The organism is Paenibacillus sp. J31TS4, assembly GCF_018403265.1.
Taxonomy (GTDB): Bacteria; Bacillota; Bacilli; order Paenibacillales; family NBRC-103111; genus J31TS4.
Map to the genome: position 1 here is coordinate 156785 of NZ_BOSI01000001.1, position 22573 is coordinate 179357.

Genomic DNA, 22573 nt, shown 5'->3' on the forward strand with positions numbered 1-22573 from the left:
TTGGCAAAAGGCAAAAAGAAATCCAAAGGATTGAAGATCTCCGTTAAATACGAGCTGTACGGAATCGCCATCCTGATCCTGTCCATTATCGCCTTGTCGCGGGAAGGCTCCGTTGCCCGGGCATTGACGTATTTGTTCCGTTTTCTCGTAGGGGTGCTGGATTTCGTCATCCCTCTGATCTTTATCTATGTCGCCTTGTTCGTTATGATCAACCGGGCGTGGCCGAGGCGGTGGACGCCGCGAAAAACAAGTCTGATGCTTATTTTTGCGGCGTTCATCATCCTCAATCACATGTCCATGTTCAAGCTCGTGGATCCCGGCCAGACCATCTCGCCGGGGTTCATTATTGCGGAGACTTGGCACCGGATGCTGGATGGGCTGTCGCCGGGGGAAGAAGCAAGCGGGATTCTGAACAAGCAGGTCGGAGGGGGCATGATCGGAGCGTTCCTTTATGCCGGTTTGTATTTTTTGTTCGGAGTGCTAGGATCCAAGCTCATTGTCTATGCGCTGCTGGCGGCAGGCTTCATTCTCTTCACCGGGTTCTCGTTCGTTGACGGTGGACGGAAGCTGGATGAACGGCTGAAGAGCTGGAAGGAAGCTTGGAAGAAGAAGCTGCACGGCGCAGGGGGCAAGAAGCTCGTACATAAGGACGTCCCGTCCGGTAAGAAACTGCGCAGGCCGGCTGCCTCCGAGCTGGTTGACCCGGAGTTTGCGGAGGACGATGGGCCAGTGGTCGGCGTGCCGGCGGCAGCCGGTACGGAGGACAAGAAGAAATCGGTTCTCGTTCAGCTGCTTTCCTCGAAGAAGGACAAGCCGGAGAAGCAGGTCAATCCAGCCGAGCACCTGCTAGAGAAAGAAGAAACGGAGGAAGCCATTCCGTTCATTCGGGACTTCATGGACCATTCGGAAGCGGCAGCGGCACCCACAATAGAGCCTGCCAAGCCAAAGAAGCAGGAGGCGGCGGAAGAGGATGGCGAAGAGCTGACCTTCCAGCACCATGCTGAGCGTCCGGACAAGCCTTACCGGCTTCCGGATTTGGGCCTTCTCAGCAAGCCGGTTGGCGTTGGCAAAGGCAGTGATCTGAACGATTACAAGGCAAACGCCCGGAAGTTGGAGACGACGCTTGAAAGCTTCGGCGTACGTGCCAAGGTGCTCGAAGTGGTAAGGGGACCGGCCGTCACCCGTTATGAGATCCAGCCGGACGTAGGAGTCAAGGTCAGCCGGATCGTGAGCCTGACTGACGACATCGCGCTAGCCTTGGCGGCCAAGGATATCCGGATGGAAGCCCCCATCCCGGGCAAGTCCGCGATCGGCATCGAGGTGCCCAACACGGAGGTGTCGACCGTTACGTTGCGCGAGGTGATGGAGAGCACTGCGTTCCACGATGCCAACGCGAAGCTGTCGGTCGCGCTCGGAAGAGACATTGCGGGGCAGCCGATCGTCGCCAATCTGGCGAAGATGCCCCACTTGCTTGTTGCGGGCGCCACCGGCTCCGGCAAATCCGTCTGCATCAACGGAATCATCTCCAGCATCCTGTTCAAGGCCAAGCCGGATGAAGTCAAGTTCCTGATGGTCGATCCCAAAATGGTGGAGCTGAACGTCTACAACGGCATCCCTCATCTGCTGGCGCCGGTCGTGACCGATCCCCGCAGGGCATCCCTCGCCCTGAAGAAGATCGTAGTGGAGATGGAGAAGCGCTACGAGCTGTTCTCCAAGAGCGGCACCCGGAATATCGAGGGCTACAACGCCATGCTGGCCGGCCAGCCGGATGGCGGAGAGCCGCTTCCCTTGATCGTCGTCATCGTGGATGAGCTGGCCGATCTGATGATGGTCGCCGCCGGAGACGTGGAGGATTCCATCTGCCGGCTCGCCCAGATGGCGCGCGCGGCAGGTATCCACCTGATCATTGCCACCCAGCGGCCGTCCGTTGATGTCATCACAGGCGTTATTAAGGCAAACATCCCTTCCCGCATCGCCTTTGGCGTCTCGTCCCAGGTCGATTCGCGGACGATCCTCGATATGGTGGGAGCCGAGAAGCTGCTCGGCCGCGGCGACATGCTGTTCATGCCGGTAGGGGCGTCCAAGCCTCTGCGCGTGCAAGGGGCGTTCCTGTCCGACCAGGAGGTAGAGGCGGTCGTTTCCTTCTGCAGCGAGCAGGAGAAGGCCCAGTACCGGGAAGAGCTGGTTCCGGAGGTCGACGAGCAGGCGGAGGCGGCTGAAGTGTTCGAGGATGAGCTGTACGACCAGGCGGTGCAAATCATCGTCGAGGCTAAGCAGGCCTCGGTTTCTCTGCTGCAGCGCCGCATGCGGATCGGGTATACGCGTGCTGCCCGTCTCATCGACACGATGGAGGCGAAGGGCGTCGTCGGTCCTTACGAGGGCAGCAAGCCCAGGGAAGTATTGGTCTCGCCGGAGCAGTTTCACCAGACCAAAGTCGGCATGTAACAAACGCATACAGAGAATCATTCCACAAAGCAAGCCGCCGGGCGATCTTCCGGCGGCTTGCGGCGTTTCTCTGGCTCCATTCTCGCAGATTGTACTGCCCCTATAGCTGCAAGGCATTGCGTCAAACGGAAGCGTTTGGCAGCCGAAGCCGCGTGGCCTCCCTTGCATAGAAGAACATTCCGAATCAAATAATAATCCCCAACCACGAGAAACTTCTCAATGGAAAGGGGAACAACCTGATGAACAAGCGGTTGCTTTTGATTACCGTTACTCTCATCGCGGTGCTAATCGCCGGGCTGGAGCTGAAGCCCCATCCCAAGAGCGAGCCCGTCTTCAGCAAAACGGATGTCGCCTATGGATCGACGGGCGGAGATGTTTACGAGCTTCAAGGCCGACTGAAATTCCTCGGCTTTTACACCGGCGAGATTGACGGAGACTTCGGCTACCGGACGCTCAAGTCGGTCAAGTGGTTCCAGAGCGAGTTCGGATTAAAGATCGACGGCATTGTAGGGGGCAAGACCAAACTCAAGCTGTGGGAGGCCACCAAAGCCTGGAAGCCGTCCGCTCCAAAAGCTCCTGTAAACGCGGCCCCCTCTCCAACCGGCAATATGACTGCCGCATCCCGCGGAGGCCTGTCCGAGGAGGATATCAAGCTAATGGCCAATGCCGTTTACGGCGAATCCCGCGGAGAGCCGTATGTCGGACAGATTGCGGTTGCCGCGGTCATTCTCAACCGGCTTCGATCGCCGAGTTTTCCGAATACCATCTCGGGCGTTATCTTCCAGCCGGGCGCCTTCACGGCGGTCGCCGACGGCCAAATCTGGCTGACGCCGAACGAAAGAGCACGCAAAGCGGTGCTGGACGCTATCAACGGTATGGACCCGACAGGCGGCTGCCTGTATTACTTCAACCCGGAGACAGCGACCTCCAAATGGATCTGGACCCGGCCGCAGGTGAAAACGATCGGCAAGCATATCTTCTGTAAGTAACCGCGCGGCAAGAAGAAGCAACCGTCAAGCCCCCTGCAGGAGCAGTTCCCGGCTTCGGTTGCTTCTTCGCTTTTCCAGGGAATATAATGGAATCGGTTTAAGGTTCCCAGCAAGCGACCCAACATCCATCAACAAAGAAAGGGGCATGCGCGGTATGAGACCAGCAAGCTTTCACCGCTCGAACGTGAACGGAATCCGGCTGCATGTTCTGCCGACGGACCGCTTCAAGACCTACGCCATCAGTGTCTATTTGGGCACCCCGCTCAAAGAAGGGAACGTGACGCCTACGGCGCTCGTGCCCTTCGTGCTCCGCCGCGGAACGGAATCGCTCCCCGAGACCAAGCAGGTCCGGGCGCGGCTCGACGACCTGTACGGAGCCGGCTTCGGGTTCGATATCTACAAGCGCGGGAACTACCAGCTCGTGCAATTCCGTACGGATACGATCGACGACCGGTTTGCGGAAGGATCCGCTTCTATGCTGAAGCAGGCTCTCGCTTTTCTGGGCGAGGTGCTGCAGCGGCCGGCGCAGGAGAACGGCCGGCTCGTCCCGCATTATGTGGAAGCCGAGAAGCAGACTCTGCGCCGCCGGATCGAGGCGGTTGGCAACGACAAAATGCGTTATGCCGCGGAGCGTTGTCTGGAAGTCATGTTTGAAGACGATCCCTACCGGCTGCATCCGCTGGGCAGGGCTGAGGAGATCGAGGGCATATCTCCCGAGTCGCTGTTCGAGCATTACCGGGAATGGCTCCGTACGTCTCCGCTCGATCTCTACATAGTCGGCAACACGACGGTGGAGGAAGCGGAATCGCTCGTCCGGGAAGCATTCGGCTTAGCTGGCGGCGAGCGGGCCGGCTATGTCCCCTCGCCCGTCTCGCCTATCGCAAGGCCTGTCAAAAAAGCGGTGGACCGGCTCGAGGTCAACCAGGGCAAGCTGAACATGGGACTGCGGACCGGTATCACGTACGGAGACGAGCGGTATCCCGCCGCTCTGCTGTACAACGGCGTCCTCGGCGGCTACGCCCACTCCAAGCTGTTCCTGAACGTGCGGGAGAAGGAGAGTCTGGCCTATTACGCCTCGTCCAGCCTGGACGGACACAAAGGGATATTGACGATTCAATCGGGCATCGAATTCGCCAATTACGACAAAGCGGTTTCCATCATTCTCGCGCAGCTGGAAGCGATGAAGAGGGGCGATATCGATTCGCTTGAGCTTCAGCAGACGAAGGCGATGATCGCCAATCAGCTTCGAGAAATTGAGGATTCGGCCTTTGAGATGATCGGCTTTGATTTCAATAATGTGCTGTCCGGCCGCGAACGGACTGTGGCATCGCTGATTGCGGCGGTCGAAGAGACCGGGACGGACGCGATTCGGGCTGTGGCGGAACAGGTCGAGCTGGATACGATTTATTTCTTGACGAACGGGGAAGGAGGGGAAACCGATGCAAGTGCGGGAGTATAAGCAGCTGAAGGAAACGCTGTACACCGAAACGCTGGAGAACGGGCTGAAGGTCTATCTCCTGCCGAAGCCGGGCTTTCAGAAAACCTATGCGACCTTCTCAACCCGGTACGGCTCGGTGGATAACCGATTCCGGGTGGGCGACGGGCAAATCCAGGACGTTCCAGACGGAATCGCCCACTTTCTCGAGCACAAAATGTTCGAAGAGCCGACCGGCGACATTTTCGCAACCTTTGCCGAGCAGGGAGCCAGCGCCAATGCGTTCACAAGCTTCGACCGGACGCTGTACCTGTTCTCGGCGACCGACCGAATCGAGGAGAACGTCACCACACTGCTAGACTTCGTGCAGAACCCTTATTTCACGGACGAGAATGTCGAGAAGGAGAAAGGAATCATCGGGCAGGAGATCAAGATGTACGACGACCATCCCGATTTCCGCGTCTATTACGGGCTGCTCGAGGCGATGTTCCACCGCCATCCCATCCGGATCGACATCGCCGGAACGATCGAATCTATCGCGCAGATTACGAAAGAAACGCTTTACACGTGCTACCGTACCTTTTACCACCCCAGCAACATGGGGCTGTTCATAGCGGGCGGGATCGATCCTGACAACTTGCTTGCCCTTATCCGCCGCAACCAGGCGGGCAAAACGTTTGAACCCCAGGGGCCGATTGAGCGGTTCTATCCGGAGGAGCCGGACAGCGTATGCGAACCGGTCAAGCGGTTCCGCCTTCCGGTATCGGAGCCTAAGTGCCTGTTCGGTTTCAAGGAAGGTACGGGACCGATCGACGCTGCCCAGCTGCTTCGCCAAGAGGTGCTGACCGAGGTCATGCTGGATGCGCTGTTCGGTCCGAGCTCGGATCTATACCAGACGCTGTACGAGGAAGAGCTGATCTCCGACAGCTTCGGCTTCGATTATAATGCATCGCAGGAATGCCGCTTTTCCGTTCTGGGCGGGGACACCCCCGACCCGGACCGTCTGCTCGTCCGGTTCCGCGAGCTGCTCGAGCCGGTGATCGCAAGCGGACTGGCGGCTGAGGACTTCGAGCGGAGCCGCAAAAAGAAGATCGGCGGCTTCCTGCGGATGCTCAATTCGACGGAGGCGGTGGCCAACACGTACACGACATATGCCTTTCGGGGTATCGATCTGTTCGACTGCCTGTCCCTCTATGGGGAGCTGACGCTCGAGGAAGCGAACCGTCGGCTGCGCGACCATTTCCGCTGGGACCGGCTGGCTGTCTCCATCGTCAGCGCGCAGGAATCATGACGGGCAAACCGTTTCCCGAGCAGACCGTGCTCGTGACGGGAGCGAGCCGCGGAATCGGAGCCGCGGTGGCCGAACGGTTCGCCCAAGCCGGCCTTCGGGTGGTCGTCCATTACAGGGAAGGTCACGAAGCGGCCAACGAGGTGGCCAGACGCTGCGCGGCGCATGGAGCGCAGGTTCTGACCGCGCAGGCGGACGTCGCCAGCAGGGAACAGCTGCTTGCCATGAAGGAGCGTCTCGACCGGTACGGCTTTCCGCCGGATATCGTGGTGAACAGCGCGGGAATCGCCCATTACGGAATGGTCGCCGATTTGTCCGAAGCCGATTGGGACCGGGTCATGGCGGTGAATGCCAAGGGCACCTTTTTGGTGGCGCAGACATTCATGGAGGCCATGGTCCGGAACAAGTATGGCCGGATTATCAATATATCTTCGGTCTGGGGTAATGCCGGCGCTTCTTGCGAAGCCGTCTATTCTGCCAGCAAGGGGGCCGTTCATGCCTTCACCAAGGCGCTGGCCAAGGAGCTTGCGCCTTCGGGGATTACAGTGAACGCGGTGGCGCCCGGGGCGGTAGCAACCGAGATGATGGCGGGCTTCGACGAGCAGGAGCGGAGGGCAATCGCAGAAGAAATCCCGGCAGGGCGGTTCGCCGAGCCGTCCGAGGTGGCGTCGCTTGTTTATTTTTTGGCACTTCCCGAATCCGGCTATCTGACGGGTCAGATCATCAGCCCGAACGGAGGATGGCTGACGTGATTGACTGGTTTTTCCGGTTTCTCTCCGGGCAGGAGGGCGCATACCCCGTGCGGGGATTGCAAACCCTACTTATGTAGGCCGATACCTTTAAAGGAGGAACCGTGAATGGACACGACTGTGCTTAAATCGTTTGACAAATGGAAGGAATTCCTCGCCGAGCGCGTCGGCAAAGCCGAGCAATCGGGCATGAGTGAAGAGACGATCTCCAAGCTCGCCTACGAGATCGGCGGTTTTCTGGCCGACAAGATCGATCCGAAGAACAATGAAGAGCGCGTTCTGAAGGAGCTGTGGGACGTTGGCAACGAGGACGAGCGCAAGACGATCGCCCGCCTCATGATCCGTTGGGTCGGACAATCCAAATAGCAAGGAAAATGCCTCCTTCACGGGAGGTTTTTCTTTTGCGACCATGCTATACTAGAGGGGAATGTTTTTTGTCCAAAAGAGTGGAAGCCTCCTGACGAATTATGTAGAATAATGGGGAGGAAGGGCGGAACTTAACGAGAGGGATGAGGGGAAGGGTTTGGAGATGAAGCAGTGGTACATGGAGTACAAAATACATAAAAACAGACCCGGGCTCCTTGGTGATATTGCCTCCATGATGGGGATGCTGGATATCAACATCATTACGATTAACGGGGTGGAGGACCGCACGCGCGGCATGCTCCTGCAGACGCCCGACGACGAAAAAATCGAGATCATGGGCAAGCTGCTCAAGAAGGTCGACAATATTACGATCAACGCGCTGCGTCCGCCGAAGCTGGTCGATATTCTTGCCGTACGTCACGGACGCTATATCGAGCGGGATTCGGACGACCGCAAAACGTTTCGGTTCACGAGAGACGAGCTCGGCCTGCTGGTTGATTTTCTCGGAGAAGTGTTTAAGAGAGAAGGGAACCAGGTCATCGGTCTGCGCGGGATGCCGCGCGTCGGCAAGACGGAATCGATCATTGCGGGCAGCGTCTGCTCGAACAAGCGTTGGGCATTCGTTTCGTCGACCCTTCTACGCCAGACGGTTCGCAGCCAGCTGTCCGAGGATGAGATGAACCCGAATAACGTTTTCATTATCGACGGCATCGTCTCGACACTGCGCTCGAACGAGAAGCACCATATGCTTCTGCAGGAGATCATGGCAATGAACAGCACCAAGGTCATTGAGCACCCCGATATCTTTGTGCGGGAATCGCGCTATGACTACAACGATTTCGACATCATCGTCGAACTGCGCAACACGCCGGACGAAGAAATCTCTTATGAGAAGTTTACGACCGCGCTGGACGATTTTTAATCAATTGCGAACGAGCAAGGGAGGTGAACTTGTGTGCACGAGCTTGGCCAACTGCTGAAAAAAGAGCGGATCGCTAAGGGAATTTCGCTGGACGACCTGCAGGATTCCACTAAGATCCGCAAACGATATCTGGAAGCGATTGAGGAAGGCAACTTCAAGGTGCTTCCCGGCAATTTTTACGTTAGAGCCTTCATTAAAAGCTATGCCGAGGCGGTAGGCCTCGATCCGAATGAGCTGCTGCGGATGTACCGCAACGTACTGCCGGCTCCCGAGCCGGAGCCCGCGGTCGAGCCGGTGAGACGAAGCCGGGCATCGACCAAGAGCTCGGAAGGAATGGGCAAGTGGGCGACGGGCATCATGCTCTGGTCGTTCCTTATTCTGATTCTTGTTCTAATTTATTATTTCGTGAGTACATATAACGATCCGAAGGATCCGACGGATACGTCGGCCGGGAGCGGGGAACGCATCACCGCGAAGTCCAGCTCGGACATCGGCGGCAGCGGGACGCCGGCTCCGGGTGGAGACGGCAAGCAGGGAAGCGGCCAGGCCGCAACGCCCACTCCGACTCCAACGCCGACCCCTACGCCGACTCCGACACCCTCGAGCATGGTGCAGCTGGTCCGCACGGACGAGAAGGGAACCGATTATTACACGGTTAACGGTACGGACAAGATTACGGTCGAGATGACCGTAGTCGGAGAGAAGTGCTGGATCGAGGTCGATTCTCCCCGCAACAAGCTGGTGGAGCAGGGCAACCTGACCAAGGGGACGACCAAGTCGTGGGAGCTGACCGGCTCCGCGTATGTCGTCCTCGGCGCAGCAAGCGCCATCGAGCTCAAAGTGAACGGGACGCCGGTTCCGGTCGGCGACGCCCTGAACGTCAAACGGTTCCAGTTCGATTCGGCGACAGCCGAAGGAGGCACCTCCTCCGGGACTTCTGCGGGCCAGACAACTACGCCTCCTGCCTCTACGGGCCGTTAAGGCACTAGACCCGGGATTGAAACCCGCTTCCGCTGGCAATGCTGATACTAGTCCATAAAGGAATAGAGGGATCACGTTGGTCAGCTGGATACTCATCGGCCTCGGTGCGGCGGTCAGCCTGCTCGGCTGGAGCCTGATGCCGGTCAACTGGGGGTACGGGTTGTTCGGATTTGGATTGGCGCATGTTTTGCTTGGCTGCCTCGACATGCTGCGCTCGCCCGAACGGCAGCAGGCCCAGGCGGACAATCAAACGAACAAGCAGGACAGCTAGAGTTAGCAGGGAGGCATCCGTCGCGATGCTTCCCTATGTGTGTGGCAAGCTATACTAGTTAGGAAGTGTTTCATATAGAAAAGAGAGAAAGGATGTGCCTTATCGATGGCAGCAGACAATTCCTTTGACATTACTTCGAAGGTCGATATGAACGAGCTGACGAACGCAATTCACCAAGCCGAGAAGGAGATCGAAAACCGGTTCGACTTCAAGGGCAGCAAGAGCAGCATCAAGCTGGAAAAAGACAGCATCGTTCTGGTCTCGGACGATGACTTCAAGCTTCAGAACGTGCTCGACATTCTGCTGGCAAAGATGTCCAAGCGCGGCATCTCGCTCAAAAATCTGGAATACGGCAAGGTGGAGCCGGCTGCCCAGAGTACCGTCAAGCAGACGTTCTCTCTGAAGCAGGGCATCGATCAGGAGAACGCCAAAAAAATCAATACGTTGATCAAGAACACCAAGCTCAAGGTACAAAGCCAGATCCAGGGCGATCAGATGCGCGTCTCGGGCAAGAACCGCGACGATCTACAGAAGATTATCCAGATGCTCAAGCAGGCAGACCTGCCGCTGGAGCTTCAGTTCGTGAACTTCCGTTAATGGACCGCCACCCTTGCCCAACGGCTTTTTTGGCCGTACGGACAAGGGTTTTGCATTTTTGACACCCGATTCTTACATATATTATACTTGGGAAAAGAAATGAACGTTTGAACATTACTGGAGGAGCTTATTCCATGACGGAGAAAGTGAAAGTAGTCACGCTCGGCTGTGAGAAAAACTTGGTCGATTCCGAGATAATGTCCGGCCTGATCGATGCGAGAGGCTATCAACTGGTACAAGACAAGGAAGAAGCAACGGTCATTATTGTCAATACATGCGGCTTTATCGACGCGGCGAAGGAAGAATCGGTGAATACGATTCTGGATATGGCCGATCTGAAGAAGACGGCGCAGCTTAAGGCGCTGATCGTATCCGGCTGTCTGACGCAGCGCTATAAGGAACTGTTGATGGAGGAAATGCCCGAGATCGACGGCATAGTCGGAACGGGTGACTTTGACAAGATCACCGATATCGTCGACAAGGCGCTTGCCGGCAAGAGACCGGTATTGGTAGGCAACCCGGTCTTCAATTATGAGCAGGCGCTGCCCCGCCGGCTCGAGACACCCCGCTATACCGCTTACGTCAAGATTGCGGAGGGCTGCGACAACGCCTGTACGTTCTGCAGCATTCCGATGATGCGCGGCAAATTCCGCAGCCGGAGCATGGAGTCCATTCTGGACGAATGCGCACGTCTCGCGGAGCAGGGCGTCAAGGAGATCAGTCTGATTGCGCAGGACTCGACCAACTACGGCACGGACCTGTACGACGGCTTCATGCTGCCGACGCTCATGAACAAAGTGAGCGAGGTGCCGGGCATCGAATGGGTGCGGCTGCACTACGCCTACCCCGGCTTCTTCACGGACGAGCTGATCGAGACGATAGCAAGCAACCCCAAGATTTGCAAATATATCGACATGCCTCTGCAGCACAGCGAGGATTCCATCCTGAAACGGATGAGAAGACCCGGCCGGCAGCGCGATACGCGCGAGCTCGTCCGCAAAATCCGTGCCCGCATTCCGGACGTGGCGCTCCGTACCTCGATCATCGTCGGGTTCCCTGGAGAAACGGAGGAAGACTTCGAGAACCTTGTCGCGTTCGTCAAGGAATTAGAATTCGACCGGCTCGGGGTCTTCACGTACTCCATGGAGGAGGATACACCAGCCTCCCGTCTGCCGGACCAGCTGCCAGAGGAGGTCAAGGAATACCGGGCCAACACGCTCATGGAGGTTCAGCGCCAAATCTCGAACAAGCTGAACGGCAAGCGGATCGGCCAAGAGCTGCAAGTGCTGATCGAACGGTACGACGGCCGCAACGACGTCTACATCGGCCGGTCGCAGTATGATGCGCCGGAGATTGACGGCGAGGTGTTCGTGAGCAAATGCAATGTCGGAATCGGAGAGATCGCAAACGTCAAGATTTCACATTCGCTCGAGTACGATCTGTCCGGGGAGGCCATTGCATGAATCTGGCCAACAAAATTACGCTAGCCCGCATCTTTCTCGTGCCGATCATCGTCTTTTTTCTGCTGATCCAGCTCAAATTTCCGCATATCCGGATCGAGTCGTTCAGCATTACCTACAACCAGATCATCGCCGTGCTGATCTTCATCATAGCCGCCAGCACGGACAGTTTGGACGGCTATATCGCCAGGAAGAGGAAGCTCGTGACCAATCTCGGCAAGCTGCTCGATCCGCTCGCCGACAAGCTGCTCGTCTCGGCCGTGCTCGTCTCGCTCGTCGAAATGGGCAAGCTGCACGCCTGGATCGCCATCGTCATCATCAGCCGCGAATTCGCGGTAACGGGGCTGCGCCAGATTGCAGCACTGCAGGGCCAGGCGCTGGCGGCGGACAAGTGGGGCAAGTGGAAGACGGCGATCCAAATTACCGCCATTATCGCCCTTCTGCTCAACAACTTCCCGTTCACGTTCATCAACATCCCGTTCGACGAGATTGCCAGCTGGCTCGCGGCGCTCATCACGGTCTATTCGGGCATTAACTATTTCGTGAAGAATAAGCACGTGCTCGACGTATCGAACGCTTGAATGCAGCATATTCGGAAGAATGAGGAGGCACTCCGGTGAAAGCGGAAATCATCGCGGTAGGGACCGAGCTGCTGCTTGGCCAGATTGTCAACACGAACGCCCAGTTTCTCGCAGGGCAATGCGCGGCGATGGGCGTGCATGTCTATTTTCAGACGGTCGTGGGCGACAATGCCGAGCGGCTGACGCAATCGCTTGAGATCGCCCGGGGGCGGGCCGACGTCGTCATCTGTACGGGCGGTCTTGGACCGACACAGGATGATATGACGAAGGATGTGCTGGCTGCCTATACGGGAAGGGGGCTCGTCATGCACGAGCCTTCGCTTGCCTACATGACGTCGCTCTTCCAGTCGCGGGGAACGCCAATGGTAGAGAGCAACAAACGGCAGGCGCTCATGCTCGAAGGAAGCGATCCGCTGCCGAACGATACCGGGCTTGCCGTCGGGGTAGCGCTGACGCACGAGGGAACGCATTATCTGCTGCTCCCAGGTCCCCCTAAAGAGATGAAGCCGATGTTCGAGCGATACGGCAGTCAGTGGCTGGCGTCCCAAATGGGCAGCGGCGGCCGGCTCTATTCGCGGATGCTCAAGTTCGCTGGCATCGGCGAATCCGCGCTCGAGGCCAAGCTGCTCGATCTGATCGAGGGGCAGAACGATCCGACGATCGCTCCGTACGCCAAGGAAGGCGAGGTGACGATCCGCCTCACGACCCAGGCGAACGACAAGCAGGAAGCGGACGGCAAGCTCGATCCGACTCAGCAGGAAATCGCCTCGAGACTCGGGGAGTATCTTTATGCGGACGAGGAGATTCCGATCGAGCAGACCATCTACCGGCTGCTGAAGGAGCGGGGAGAGACTCTTGCATTCGCGGAGAGCTGTACGGGCGGCCTGCTGAGCGATCTGCTCACGAACGTGCCGGACAGCTCGAGCGTGCTGGCCGGAGGAATCGTCTCGTATACGAATGCCGTGAAGCACGCCATGCTGGGCGTGCCGATGGAGCTGCTGGAGGGCGAGGACGCTCCGGGGGCGGTCAGCGAGGAGACGGCCCGTGCGATGGCGGAGGGGGTCCTCTCGCGGCTCGGCACCGATTATGGTGTGTCCGTCACAGGCGTGGCCGGTCCCTCGCCCTCGGAGGGCAAGCCGGTCGGCCTCGTCTACCTTGGACTCGCCCAGCGCGGCCGGGAGACTGTCGTTATCAAGACGCAGCAGTGGGGCAACCGCGAATCCGTCAAGTGGAAGTCTGCCAAGGCTGCACTGTACCATCTCTGGCGGCGGCTGGCGGAACAGGCCAACTAGACGGCTGTTGCCATTCTCTCGCCGTTGAGGTACAATTAACTTATCGAATAAGCGGAAGCACCGCGACAAGAGAGTTCTCTTTTGTCGCGGTTTTTTGTTGCCGCTCTCTGCCGCCAGGAACAAAAAAAACGAATGTATGTTCGAAAAAATGCTTGGCAGCGTGTCCAAAAAAGGGTATCATAGAACTATAATCATAGAAGGAAGTGATTGGATTGTCAGATCGGCGTGCAGCGTTAGAAATGGCATTGCGTAATATAGAGAAACAATTCGGGAAAGGCTCCATCATGAAGCTTGGCGAATCCACTCATATGCAAGTGGAGACCGTCTCCAGCGGATCGCTGGCGCTCGATATCGCTCTTGGCATCGGGGGCTTTCCGAGAGGCCGCATCATCGAGGTATACGGCCCGGAATCGTCCGGTAAGACGACCGTCGCGCTCCATGCCATTGCCGAAGTACAGAAGACCGGCGGGCAAGCGGCGTTTATCGATGCCGAGCACGCCTTGGATCCAACCTACGCGAAGAAACTGGGCATTAACATAGACGAACTCCTGCTCTCTCAGCCAGATACCGGAGAGCAGGCGCTAGAGATCGCCGAAGCGCTCGTTCGCAGCGGCGCCGTCGACATCATCGTTATCGACTCGGTTGCGGCACTCGTTCCGAAGGCCGAGATCGAGGGGGAAATGGGCGATTCCCACGTCGGTCTGCAGGCGCGTCTCATGTCGCAGGCGCTGCGGAAGCTTTCCGGGGCGATCAACAAATCGAAGGTTATCGCCATCTTCATCAACCAGCTTCGGGAGAAGGTTGGCGTCATGTTCGGCAATCCGGAGGTTACGCCCGGCGGACGTGCGCTTAAGTTCTACTCGACAGTCCGGCTGGACGTTCGCCGCGTCGAGACGCTGAAGCAAGGCAACGACATGATCGGTAACCGGACCCGGATCAAGGTCGTCAAGAACAAGGTCGCCCCGCCGTTCAAGCAGGCGGACATCGACATCATGTACGGGGAAGGGATCTCCAAGGAAGGCAGCATCATCGATATCGGGACGGAGATGGATATCGTAGACAAGAGCGGGGCTTGGTATTCGTTCGAGAACGAGCGTCTCGGTCAGGGACGCGAGAACGCCAAGCAATTCCTTAAGGATAACCCGCAAATCTCCGAGACAATCGAGAAGAAGATTCGGCAATCGTGCGATCTGACGCCGAGAATTTCCGAAACGGACGATCCTGAGGATGAAGAAGATAAGGAGTTCCTCCTTTCTCTGGAACAATAAGCGGAATGCCAAGGAAGCACCTTGTCTCAAGGTGCTTCCTTTTCGTATGAAGAGCTGGAATGCTTTGGCAGCCGGATAGCACATCGGGTCAGCACATGCATAACGAAGAGCGGAAAGGAGTGGCGAGCAGATGGAACAAGAGCCAACCCCCCAGATCGTCACGCTGGTCGAGCAGCAGAAACGGAACAAGCACCGGTTTAACATCCATTTGAACGGCACGTACGCCTTCTCGGTGCACGAGGACCTGCTCCTGAAGCACCGGCTGTTCAAGGGGGCGGAAGTCGAGGAGGAAGGGCTGCAGGCTATTCTCGTAGAGGATGAGAAGCATCGGGCCTATCTCGAAGCGATTCGGATGATCGGCCGGCGGCCCCATACAGGCAAAGAGCTTAGAGAAAAGCTCAAGCAGAAGGGGTATGAGGAAGGCGTCATCTCGGTCACGATCGACAAGCTCACCGAGCAGCGGTATGTGGATGACCGCCAATTCGCGTCCTTTTGGACGGAAAACCGAATCCATCTGCAGAAGAAGGGACGGCGCTGGGTCCAGCAGGAGCTTGCCCAGCGGGGCGTTTCCAAAGAGGAGATCCAGGAAGCGCTCTCCGATATCGATCCCGAGATGGAATATGGCCACGCTCTCGAGCTCGGACAGAAAAAGTGGAAGCAAACGAAAGGGGAAGCCAGGGAAAGACGGAACAAGACAGGGGCGTTTCTCCTTCGGAGAGGATATCCGATGGAGATCGTAAGCCGGGTTCTTCGGGAACTGGGATTGGCTCCGGACGAAGAGTGGGAGGAGAGTTAGCAGGCTTCATGGGGACAAGGGCAGCCCAGATGGCTAAAAGGGTCGGTGAATGCTTCGGAAGTCGCCTCCCAAGCGGGAATCCGAGCTTCCTTAGCTTGACAAGATAATTTATAGAAAGATAAAATGATCATGTATATTTTCTTACCATTCTTTATCTGTTTCCCCAACCGATAAAGAGCGAAGAAAGTAAAACCGCCAAATTTACTTTCTTTCTGCCTAAGAAAAGTTTGAATAGTGCAAGCATTCCGCAACGGCACAATTCAATTTCGCGAATCGCAAGAAAGCTTCCTACTGCCGGAGCTTTCTTCTTTACGAAACCGCGATTCGCGAGCGGTACTACCCATGAACTGAATAATGAAATGAGACGAATTGAGTCCCAAGCTAATCCCTTGGAGAATCAACGAGGAGGTGAACAAGATGGAATGGATCATCTCGGGAGTTATCGCACTCGTTGTTGGTCTTCTTCTAGGCGCAGGGATTGGCTATATGATCCGCAAATCGCTAGCTGAAGCCAAGATCAAGAGTGCGGAAGATGCTGCCGAACAGATAATCGAGAATGCAAAAAAGGAAGCGGAAGCGAAGAGGAAAGAAGCGGTCTTGGAAGCCAAGGACGATATTCATAAATTGCGCGCCGAAGCCGACAAAGACATTCGCGACCGACGCAACGAAACGCAGCGTCAGGAGCGCCGCCTGCAGCAGAAGGAAGAGACGCTGGACAAGAAGCTCGAGCAGCTCGAACGCAAGGAAGAGCAGATCGCGAGCAAGGAAAAGCGGATCGACGAGACGCAGGCGCAGATCGACCAGATGTACAAAGATCAGGTTGCTGAGCTGGAGAGGATCTCCAATCTGACGATGGACGAAGCGAGAACCATTATTCTCACCGGAGTCGAGCAGGAGGTCCGCCACGAAACTGCCCAGTTAATCAAGGAGATCGAGCATCAGGCGAAGGAAGAAGGGGACAAGAAGGCAAGAGAGATCATCACCCTCGCCATCCAACGCTGTGCTGCCGATCATGTAGCCGAAACGACCGTATCCGTCGTGTCACTCCCTAACGAAGAGATGAAGGGCCGGATTATCGGCCGTGAGGGCCGCAATATCCGCGCGCTGGAGACGCTGACGGGGATCGATCTGATTATCGACGATACGCCGGAAGCCGTCATCTTGTCCGGGTTTGACCCGATCCGAAGAGAGATTGCCCGCACCGCTCTTGAGAAGCTGGTAGCCGATGGACGCATCCATCCTGCCCGCATCGAGGAGATGGTAGAGAAATCCCGCAAGGAAGTGGATGAACGCATTCGCGAATACGGCGAGCAGGCGACCTTTGAGACCGGTGTGCATGGCCTGCACCCGGATCTGATCAAGATTCTGGGACGGTTGAAATTCCGGACGAGCTACGGACAGAACGTACTGAAGCACTCGATGGAAGTCGCCTATCTGGCTGGTCTTATGGCAGGGGAACTGGGAGAAGATGTAACTTTGGCGAAACGGGCCGGCCTGCTGCATGATATCGGCAAAGCGCTGGACCATGAAGTGGAAGGCTCCCACGTCGAAATCGGCGTAGAGCTTGCAAAAAAGTACAAGGAACATCCGGTCGTCATCAACAGTATCGCATCCCACCACGGTGACTGCGAGGCGACTTCGGTCATTGCCATGCTGGTAGGGGCGGCAGATGCCCTGTCGGCGGCAAGGCCGGGAGCACGTCGGGAGACGCTGGAAACGTATATCAAACGACTCGAGAAGCTCGAAGAGATCTCCGAATCGTTCGAAGGCGTGGAGAAGTCTTACGCGATCCAAGCCGGACGCGAGATTCGCGTCATGGTACAGCCCGAAAAGGTCGACGATACGGAAGCATTCCGTCTCGCGCGAGACATTACGAAAAAAATCGAAAACGAACTGGATTATCCGGGTCACATCAAAGTCACGGTCATCCGCGAAACGCGGGCGGTCGAGTACGCGAAGTAACCGGAATCCCGCAAAAAGTGGCTAAAACAGCCACTTTTTGCGTATAGTTTAGGGTAAGGCAGGAGGGATTACCATCAGATTGGTATTTATAGGAGACATCGTTGGCTCCGTTGGCCGCAAGGCGATGAAGCTCAACATGTCGCGCATCAAACAAACTTATCGGCCGGACATCATTATTGCGAACGCGGAGAATGCCGCCGCGGGTCGAGGCATCACGAAGCAAATCGCCCATGATTTGTTTGAGATGGGAGTCCACGGAATCACCATGGGGAATCACACATGGGACAACAAGGATATCTTCACTTTTATTGACGATGAGCCTAGAATGGTGCGTCCCGCCAATTTCCCGGAAGGCACGCCGGGCCGGGGCATGACGACGATCAAAGCGAACGGCAAGGAGCTGGTTATCATCAACTTGCAAGGCCGCACCTTCCTTCCGCCGCTCGATTGCCCGTTCGTCAAAGCCGACGAGCTGGTCCAGCAAAGCCGGAAGCACAAATTCGTGCTGGTCGACTTCCATGCCGAAGCGACGTCCGAAAAGATCGCCATGGGCTGGCATCTGGACGGGCGGGTCTCGGCGGTAGTCGGAACCCACACGCATGTGCAGAGCAACGATGAGCGGATTCTTCCGCAGGGAACAGGATACGTCACCGATGTCGGCATGGTAGGGCCGCGCGACGGCATCCTGGGCATGGAGCGCGAGGCGGTGCTTCGCAAATTCAAAACCCAGCTGCCGGTTCGGTTCGTTGTTGACGAAGGAAAATGGCATTTCCACGGTGTCTTCTTCGACCTGGACGAGGCGACAGGACGCTGCAAGCAGGTGAAGCTAATTCGGCGGGATGAAGATCAGGTTATTATGGAATAGTCGAAACATTCCGTATCTTACAAATTTTCGACCGGAACTGGCAGGAATTATTAGGAAACCTCTCGAATAAGATGGGTACTGGAATCCAATCCATCATTCCTGAGGAGGGTACTTTCTATGGAAGTATTAAAAGTTTCAGCAAAATCCAATCCAAATTCCGTTGCTGGTGCGTTGGCCGGTGTACTTCGTGAACGGGGAGCTGCCGAGCTTCAGGCGATTGGAGCGGGCGCGTTGAACCAGGCGATCAAAGCGGTGGCCATCGCTAGAGGGTTTGTTGCTCCTAGTGGAGTGGATTTGATTTGTGTCCCCGCCTTTACCGATATTGTGATCGATGGTGAGGATCGAACGGCGATCAAGCTGATAGTTGAGCCTCGATAAATAAAGCAAGCAGTTTAGCAAAGAGCCTGTTTACGCTGTAGACAGGTTTTTTGCTGCGAAATGGGGGCATGCATGAAGACTATAGACAGCCATTGCGACCTGCTGTACAAGTTCTTCCTGTATCCGGACGCTTCGTTCGACCAGCCGCACCCAGATATCGATACGAGCTGTGAACGGCTCCAGAAAGCTGGCATGACGCTGCAGTTTTTTGCGATCTGGCTGCCCAGTCAGCCAAGTCTTCTGAATATCGAAACGATTCTGCGGTATATCCGTCTATTTGAAGCGAAGGTTCTGTCCCATCCGGGTATACAGGCCGTTCGGACAAGACAGGAGCTGCTGGCCACCCGGCAGTCGGGCCGCATAGGGGCTCTGCTCACGCTGGAAGGCGTGGACGGGCTGGCGGGCGAGGTGGAGCTGATCGGACTGCTGCACACGCTCGGCGTCCGCAGCGTCGGCGTCACCTGGAACCCGGCCAACTGGGCCGCCGACGGAGCGATGGAGCCGCGGAACGGCGGCTTCACGGTGAAGGGCAAGCAGCTGATCGCCGAATGCGACAGACTGGGCCTGCTGCTGGACGTCTCGCATCTGTCGGAGCGGGGGTTCTGGGAGCTGCTCGAGCTGACGGACCGGCCGTTTCTCGCTTCTCACTCCAATGCGTATGCCATATGTCCGCATCCCCGCAATCTGCGAGATTCTCAGATCCAGGCAATCGTACAGCGGGGCGGGAGAATCGGCCTCACCTTCGTCGGACCGTTCGTCCGGCCGGAGGAGCCGCAGATCCGCGATTTGCTGCGTCACATCGATCACATCGGCAGTCTTGGCGGCTCAGGTGTCCTGGGACTCGGCTCGGATTTCGACGGGATGGGGGCGGACTGGAAGCTGCCGGGACTGGAGCATGCGGGCTGTTATCCGCAGCTGTACGAGGAGCTCCTAAAGCATTACAAGGAGTCGTTTGTGATAGGACTGTTCGGAGGCCATTGGGAGGACTACTTGCTCCGCGAGCTGCCCGAAGGTTGAAGCCGGAACAGGCGGATCGTGGGCATTGCAAGCTTCCCTTGGCATTCCTCTCTCTTCGGGACCAAAGCCAGCGAAAAACTCTATGTTTCAAAATTGGGATCAGGTCTTGCATTTTCATATATGGTGACATAATATTTTTATAAACGCCAATTTCTTTTGATTCGGCATGCATTTTTACGATTCGATGTTGTAGCACAGTGATGAGCTAAAAGGAGATGTCCAGATGATTGAACAGTTGTCTTGGAAGATTGGGGGCCAGCAGGGGGAAGGGGTAGAGAGTACCGACCGTATTTTCTCGACGGCCCTGAACCGGCTTGGGTATTATTTGTACGGCTACCGCCATTTTTCTTCGCGGATTAAGGGCGGGCATACGAATAACAAGATTCGGATCAGCACGAAACCGATGAGAGCCATCTCGGACGATCTCGATATCCTGGTCGCGTTCGACCAGGAAAGCATAGATGTGAACGCAGCCGAGCTGCGCGAGAACGGAGTCATCGTAGCGGACGCCAAATTCAATCCGGTCGTTCCGGAAGGAGTCAACGCCCGCCTGTTCCCCGTTCCGATTACCGCGATCGCGGAAGAGCTCGGCACCTCGCTGATGAAGAACATGGTCGCCTCGGGAGCGTCCTGGGCGCTGCTCGGCCTTCCGATGGACGTGTTCAACAAGGCGGTTGAGGAGGAATTCGGCCGCAAGGGAGCTGCGGTCGTGGAGAAGAACGTTGAGGCGGTCAGCCGCGGCGCCCAGTTTGTTCTGGACAGCGCCGGAGGGCCGCTCGTTGACTTCCAGCTGGCGCCTGCCGACGGCAAGCAGAAGCTGTTCATGATCGGCAACGACGCCATAGCGCTCGGCGCTCTGGCTGCCGGCTGCCGCTTCATGCCTGCTTACCCGATCACGCCAGCCTCCGAGATTATGGAGTACCTGATCAAGGCGCTGCCCAAGTTCGGCGGCACCGTCATCCAGACAGAGGACGAGATTGCGGCCATCACGATGGCGATCGGCGCCAACTACGGCGGAGCGCGGGCGATGACCGCATCGGCCGGGCCCGGCTTGTCACTCATGATGGAGGCGATCGGTCTCGCCGGCATGACCGAGACGCCGGTTGTCATCGTCGATACGCAGCGCGGCGGCCCGTCGACCGGACTGCCGACCAAGATTGAGCAGTCCGACGTGAATGCAATGATCTACGGCACGCACGGCGAGATTCCGAAGATCGTCATCGCGCCGAGCACGGTAGAGGAATGCTTCTATGACATGATCCAGGCGTTCAACCTGGCTGAGAAATACCAGTGTCCGGTTATCGTCATGACCGACCTGCAGCTGAGCCTGGGTAAGCAATCCGCCGAGCCGCTCGACTACAACAAGATTGTCATCGAGCGTGGAGCTCTGGTGTCCGAGGTCGAGCCGCGCGAGGACGGTTCCCTGTTTCAGCGGTACGAGCTGACCGATTCCGGCATCTCTCCGCGCGTCCTGCCGGGCGTGAAGAACGGCATTCACCACGTGACCGGCGTCGAGCACGGTACGGACGGACGGCCTTCGGAGAGCCCGGTCGTGCGCAAGAACATGATGGAGAAGCGTCTCGGCAAGCTGAAGGCGCTCGATTTCGATGCTCCGTTCCATGCGGATGCGCCGCACGAGGAGCCGGATCTTCTCATTATCGGAATGGGTTCCACCGGGGGGACGATCGACGAGGCCCGCGGCCGGCTCGCGAAGGACGGGATCAAGACGAACCACTTGACCATTCGTCTGCTCCATCCGTTCCCGGGCGAGCAGCTCAAGCCTTACATCGACAAGGCCAAGAAAATCGTCGTGGTGGAGAACAACGCCACCGCCCAGCTAGCCTCGCTCATCAAGCTTCATGCCGGAGGCAGCGACAAGCTCCACAGCGTACTCAAATACAACGGAAACCCGTTCTTACCTTCGGAAATCCATAAAGAATGCAAGGGGCTGATCGCATGGCAACATTAAAAGACTTCCGGAATAACGTTAAGCCTAACTGGTGCCCGGGATGCGGGGACTTCTCCATCCAGGCGGCCATCCAGCGGGCGGCAGCGAACGTAGGCCTAGAGCCCGAGCAGCTGGCCATCGTATCCGGGATCGGCTGCTCCGGACGGATTTCCGGCTATATTAACGCGTACGGCTTCCATGGCGTGCATGGCCGTTCGCTCCCGATCGCCCAAGGGCTCAAGATGGCCAACCGGGACCTGACCGTCATCGCGGCAGGCGGCGACGGTGACGGCTTCGCCATCGGGATGGGGCATACGGTCCATGCCATCCGCCGCAACATCAACGTGACGTATATCGTCATGGACAACCAGATCTACGGGCTGACCAAAGGCCAGCCGTCCCCGCGAAGCGCGGAGGGCTTCAAGACGAAAAACGCTCCTCACGGCTCGATCGAGACGGCTGTCGCTCCTCTGGAGCTTGCACTTGCCGCCGGCGCCACCTTCGTGGCCCAATCGTTCTCCAGCAACCTGAAGCAGTTGACGACGCTTATTGAAGAGGGCATCAAGCATGACGGCTTCTCGCTCATCAACGTCTTCAGCCCGTGCGTCACCTTCAACAAGGTGAATACGTACGACTGGTTCAAGGAGAATATCGTCAATCTGGAGGAAATGGAAGGCTACGATCCGTCCAACCGGGCATTGGCGATGTCCAAGCTGATGGAAACGAATGGGATGCTGACCGGTCTCATCTACCAGGACAAGACGAGAACGAGCTACGAAAATCTCGTGACCGGGTTCAAGGAAGAGCCGATTGCTCTTCAAGACATCAAGATTACAAGCGAGCAGTTCGACAAGCTGCTGACCGAGTTCAAGTAAACGCCCCTTGCGCGTAGGGAGCTTGCGGAAGTGATCCGCAAGCTCCTTTTTGTTTTGGCGGACCAGGGGCTTATCCCCCGCCCAAGAT

21 protein-coding genes are annotated in these 22573 nt (G+C 57.1%); all 21 read left to right on the forward strand.

Features of this window, described 5'->3' with window-relative positions:
- Positions 1-2445 carry an FtsK/SpoIIIE family DNA translocase gene (locus KJS47_RS00775; protein ID WP_213521928.1) on the forward strand — a complete coding sequence of 815 codons (2445 nt, stop codon included), beginning with the start codon at positions 1-3 and terminating at the stop codon, positions 2443-2445.
- Positions 2446-2684: 239 nt separating this feature from the next.
- Entirely contained in the window at positions 2685-3434 is a 750-nt protein-coding gene (sleB, locus tag KJS47_RS00780) for a spore cortex-lytic enzyme (protein WP_213521930.1), read from the forward strand.
- 154 nt (positions 3435-3588) lie between these two features.
- Positions 3589-4893: an EF-P 5-aminopentanol modification-associated protein YfmF gene (yfmF, locus tag KJS47_RS00785; protein WP_213521932.1), complete on the forward strand. Its 1305-nt coding sequence runs from the start codon at positions 3589-3591 to the stop codon at positions 4891-4893.
- Positions 4874-6160 carry an EF-P 5-aminopentanol modification-associated protein YfmH gene (gene yfmH, locus KJS47_RS00790; protein WP_213521934.1) on the forward strand — a complete coding sequence of 429 codons (1287 nt, stop codon included), beginning with the start codon at positions 4874-4876 and terminating at the stop codon, positions 6158-6160. The genes yfmF and yfmH overlap by 20 nt, the downstream gene beginning before the upstream one ends.
- A complete protein-coding gene (ymfI, locus tag KJS47_RS00795; RefSeq protein ID WP_213521936.1) occupies positions 6157-6909 on the forward strand; it encodes an elongation factor P 5-aminopentanone reductase in 753 nt (250 codons plus the stop codon). Before yfmH ends, ymfI begins: the two co-directional genes overlap by 4 nt.
- A gap of 105 nt (positions 6910-7014) precedes the next feature.
- Complete coding sequence (locus KJS47_RS00800) at positions 7015-7272, forward strand: DUF3243 domain-containing protein (RefSeq protein WP_213521938.1); 258 nt, start codon at positions 7015-7017, stop codon at positions 7270-7272.
- Positions 7273-7429: 157 nt separating this feature from the next.
- Positions 7430-8194 carry a DUF3388 domain-containing protein gene (locus KJS47_RS00805; RefSeq protein ID WP_213521940.1) on the forward strand — a complete coding sequence of 255 codons (765 nt, stop codon included), beginning with the start codon at positions 7430-7432 and terminating at the stop codon, positions 8192-8194.
- Between the two features lie 33 nt (positions 8195-8227).
- Positions 8228-9175, forward strand: a complete 948-nt coding sequence (locus tag KJS47_RS00810; RefSeq protein ID WP_213521942.1) for a helix-turn-helix domain-containing protein — start codon at positions 8228-8230, stop codon at positions 9173-9175.
- A gap of 76 nt (positions 9176-9251) precedes the next feature.
- On the forward strand, positions 9252-9446 hold the full coding sequence (locus KJS47_RS00815; protein WP_213521944.1) for a hypothetical protein: 195 nt from the start codon (positions 9252-9254) through the stop codon (positions 9444-9446).
- A 105-nt stretch (positions 9447-9551) separates the two neighbouring features.
- Entirely contained in the window at positions 9552-10043 is a 492-nt protein-coding gene (locus KJS47_RS00820; protein WP_213521946.1) for a YajQ family cyclic di-GMP-binding protein, read from the forward strand.
- Positions 10044-10177: 134 nt separating this feature from the next.
- The gene (rimO, locus tag KJS47_RS00825; RefSeq protein ID WP_213521948.1) at positions 10178-11506 is read left to right on the forward strand and encodes a 30S ribosomal protein S12 methylthiotransferase RimO; all 1329 of its coding nucleotides are present in this window, start codon (positions 10178-10180) and stop codon (positions 11504-11506) included.
- Positions 11503-12084, forward strand: a complete 582-nt coding sequence (pgsA, locus tag KJS47_RS00830) for a CDP-diacylglycerol--glycerol-3-phosphate 3-phosphatidyltransferase (protein WP_213521950.1) — start codon at positions 11503-11505, stop codon at positions 12082-12084. The genes rimO and pgsA overlap by 4 nt, the downstream gene beginning before the upstream one ends.
- A gap of 35 nt (positions 12085-12119) precedes the next feature.
- Entirely contained in the window at positions 12120-13376 is a 1257-nt protein-coding gene (locus tag KJS47_RS00835) for a competence/damage-inducible protein A (protein ID WP_213521953.1), read from the forward strand.
- A 212-nt stretch (positions 13377-13588) separates the two neighbouring features.
- On the forward strand, positions 13589-14644 hold the full coding sequence (recA, locus tag KJS47_RS00840; protein ID WP_213521955.1) for a recombinase RecA: 1056 nt from the start codon (positions 13589-13591) through the stop codon (positions 14642-14644).
- 130 nt (positions 14645-14774) lie between these two features.
- Positions 14775-15440, forward strand: coding sequence for a RecX family transcriptional regulator (locus KJS47_RS00845; protein WP_213521957.1), 666 nt, complete (start codon positions 14775-14777; stop codon positions 15438-15440).
- Positions 15441-15857: 417 nt separating this feature from the next.
- A complete protein-coding gene (gene rny / locus KJS47_RS00850; protein ID WP_213521959.1) occupies positions 15858-17402 on the forward strand; it encodes a ribonuclease Y in 1545 nt (514 codons plus the stop codon).
- A gap of 73 nt (positions 17403-17475) precedes the next feature.
- Positions 17476-18267 carry a TIGR00282 family metallophosphoesterase gene (locus KJS47_RS00855; protein WP_213524899.1) on the forward strand — a complete coding sequence of 264 codons (792 nt, stop codon included), beginning with the start codon at positions 17476-17478 and terminating at the stop codon, positions 18265-18267.
- Between the two features lie 117 nt (positions 18268-18384).
- A complete protein-coding gene (locus KJS47_RS00860; RefSeq protein WP_005550495.1) occupies positions 18385-18645 on the forward strand; it encodes a stage V sporulation protein S in 261 nt (86 codons plus the stop codon).
- 72 nt (positions 18646-18717) lie between these two features.
- Positions 18718-19662, forward strand: a complete 945-nt coding sequence (locus tag KJS47_RS00865; RefSeq protein ID WP_213521961.1) for a dipeptidase — start codon at positions 18718-18720, stop codon at positions 19660-19662.
- Positions 19663-19885: 223 nt separating this feature from the next.
- Positions 19886-21631: a 2-oxoacid:acceptor oxidoreductase subunit alpha gene (locus tag KJS47_RS00870; protein WP_213521963.1), complete on the forward strand. Its 1746-nt coding sequence runs from the start codon at positions 19886-19888 to the stop codon at positions 21629-21631.
- Complete coding sequence (locus KJS47_RS00875; protein WP_213521965.1) at positions 21619-22485, forward strand: 2-oxoacid:ferredoxin oxidoreductase subunit beta; 867 nt, start codon at positions 21619-21621, stop codon at positions 22483-22485. Before KJS47_RS00870 ends, KJS47_RS00875 begins: the two co-directional genes overlap by 13 nt.
- Positions 22486-22573: the final 88 nt, after the last annotated feature.

What these genes read in the sequence shown, in the direction of transcription:
- yfmH (WP_213521934.1), top strand. Translation starts at nt 4,874, where the DNA reads ATGCAAGTGCGGGAGTATAAGCAGCTGAAGGAAACGCTGTACACCGAA.
- rimO (WP_213521948.1), top strand. Translation starts at nt 10,178, where the DNA reads ATGACGGAGAAAGTGAAAGTAGTCACGCTCGGCTGTGAGAAAAACTTG.
- KJS47_RS00800 (WP_213521938.1), top strand. Translation starts at nt 7,015, where the DNA reads ATGGACACGACTGTGCTTAAATCGTTTGACAAATGGAAGGAATTCCTC.
- yfmF (WP_213521932.1), top strand. Translation starts at nt 3,589, where the DNA reads ATGAGACCAGCAAGCTTTCACCGCTCGAACGTGAACGGAATCCGGCTG.
- KJS47_RS00870 (WP_213521963.1), top strand. Translation starts at nt 19,886, where the DNA reads ATGATTGAACAGTTGTCTTGGAAGATTGGGGGCCAGCAGGGGGAAGGG.
- KJS47_RS00860 (WP_005550495.1), top strand. Translation starts at nt 18,385, where the DNA reads ATGGAAGTATTAAAAGTTTCAGCAAAATCCAATCCAAATTCCGTTGCT.
- KJS47_RS00820 (WP_213521946.1), top strand. Translation starts at nt 9,552, where the DNA reads ATGGCAGCAGACAATTCCTTTGACATTACTTCGAAGGTCGATATGAAC.
- KJS47_RS00865 (WP_213521961.1), top strand. Translation starts at nt 18,718, where the DNA reads ATGAAGACTATAGACAGCCATTGCGACCTGCTGTACAAGTTCTTCCTG.
- sleB (WP_213521930.1), top strand. Translation starts at nt 2,685, where the DNA reads ATGAACAAGCGGTTGCTTTTGATTACCGTTACTCTCATCGCGGTGCTA.
- KJS47_RS00875 (WP_213521965.1), top strand. Translation starts at nt 21,619, where the DNA reads ATGGCAACATTAAAAGACTTCCGGAATAACGTTAAGCCTAACTGGTGC.
- ymfI (WP_213521936.1), top strand. Translation starts at nt 6,157, where the DNA reads ATGACGGGCAAACCGTTTCCCGAGCAGACCGTGCTCGTGACGGGAGCG.
- KJS47_RS00845 (WP_213521957.1), top strand. Translation starts at nt 14,775, where the DNA reads ATGGAACAAGAGCCAACCCCCCAGATCGTCACGCTGGTCGAGCAGCAG.
- pgsA (WP_213521950.1), top strand. Translation starts at nt 11,503, where the DNA reads ATGAATCTGGCCAACAAAATTACGCTAGCCCGCATCTTTCTCGTGCCG.
- rny (WP_213521959.1), top strand. Translation starts at nt 15,858, where the DNA reads ATGGAATGGATCATCTCGGGAGTTATCGCACTCGTTGTTGGTCTTCTT.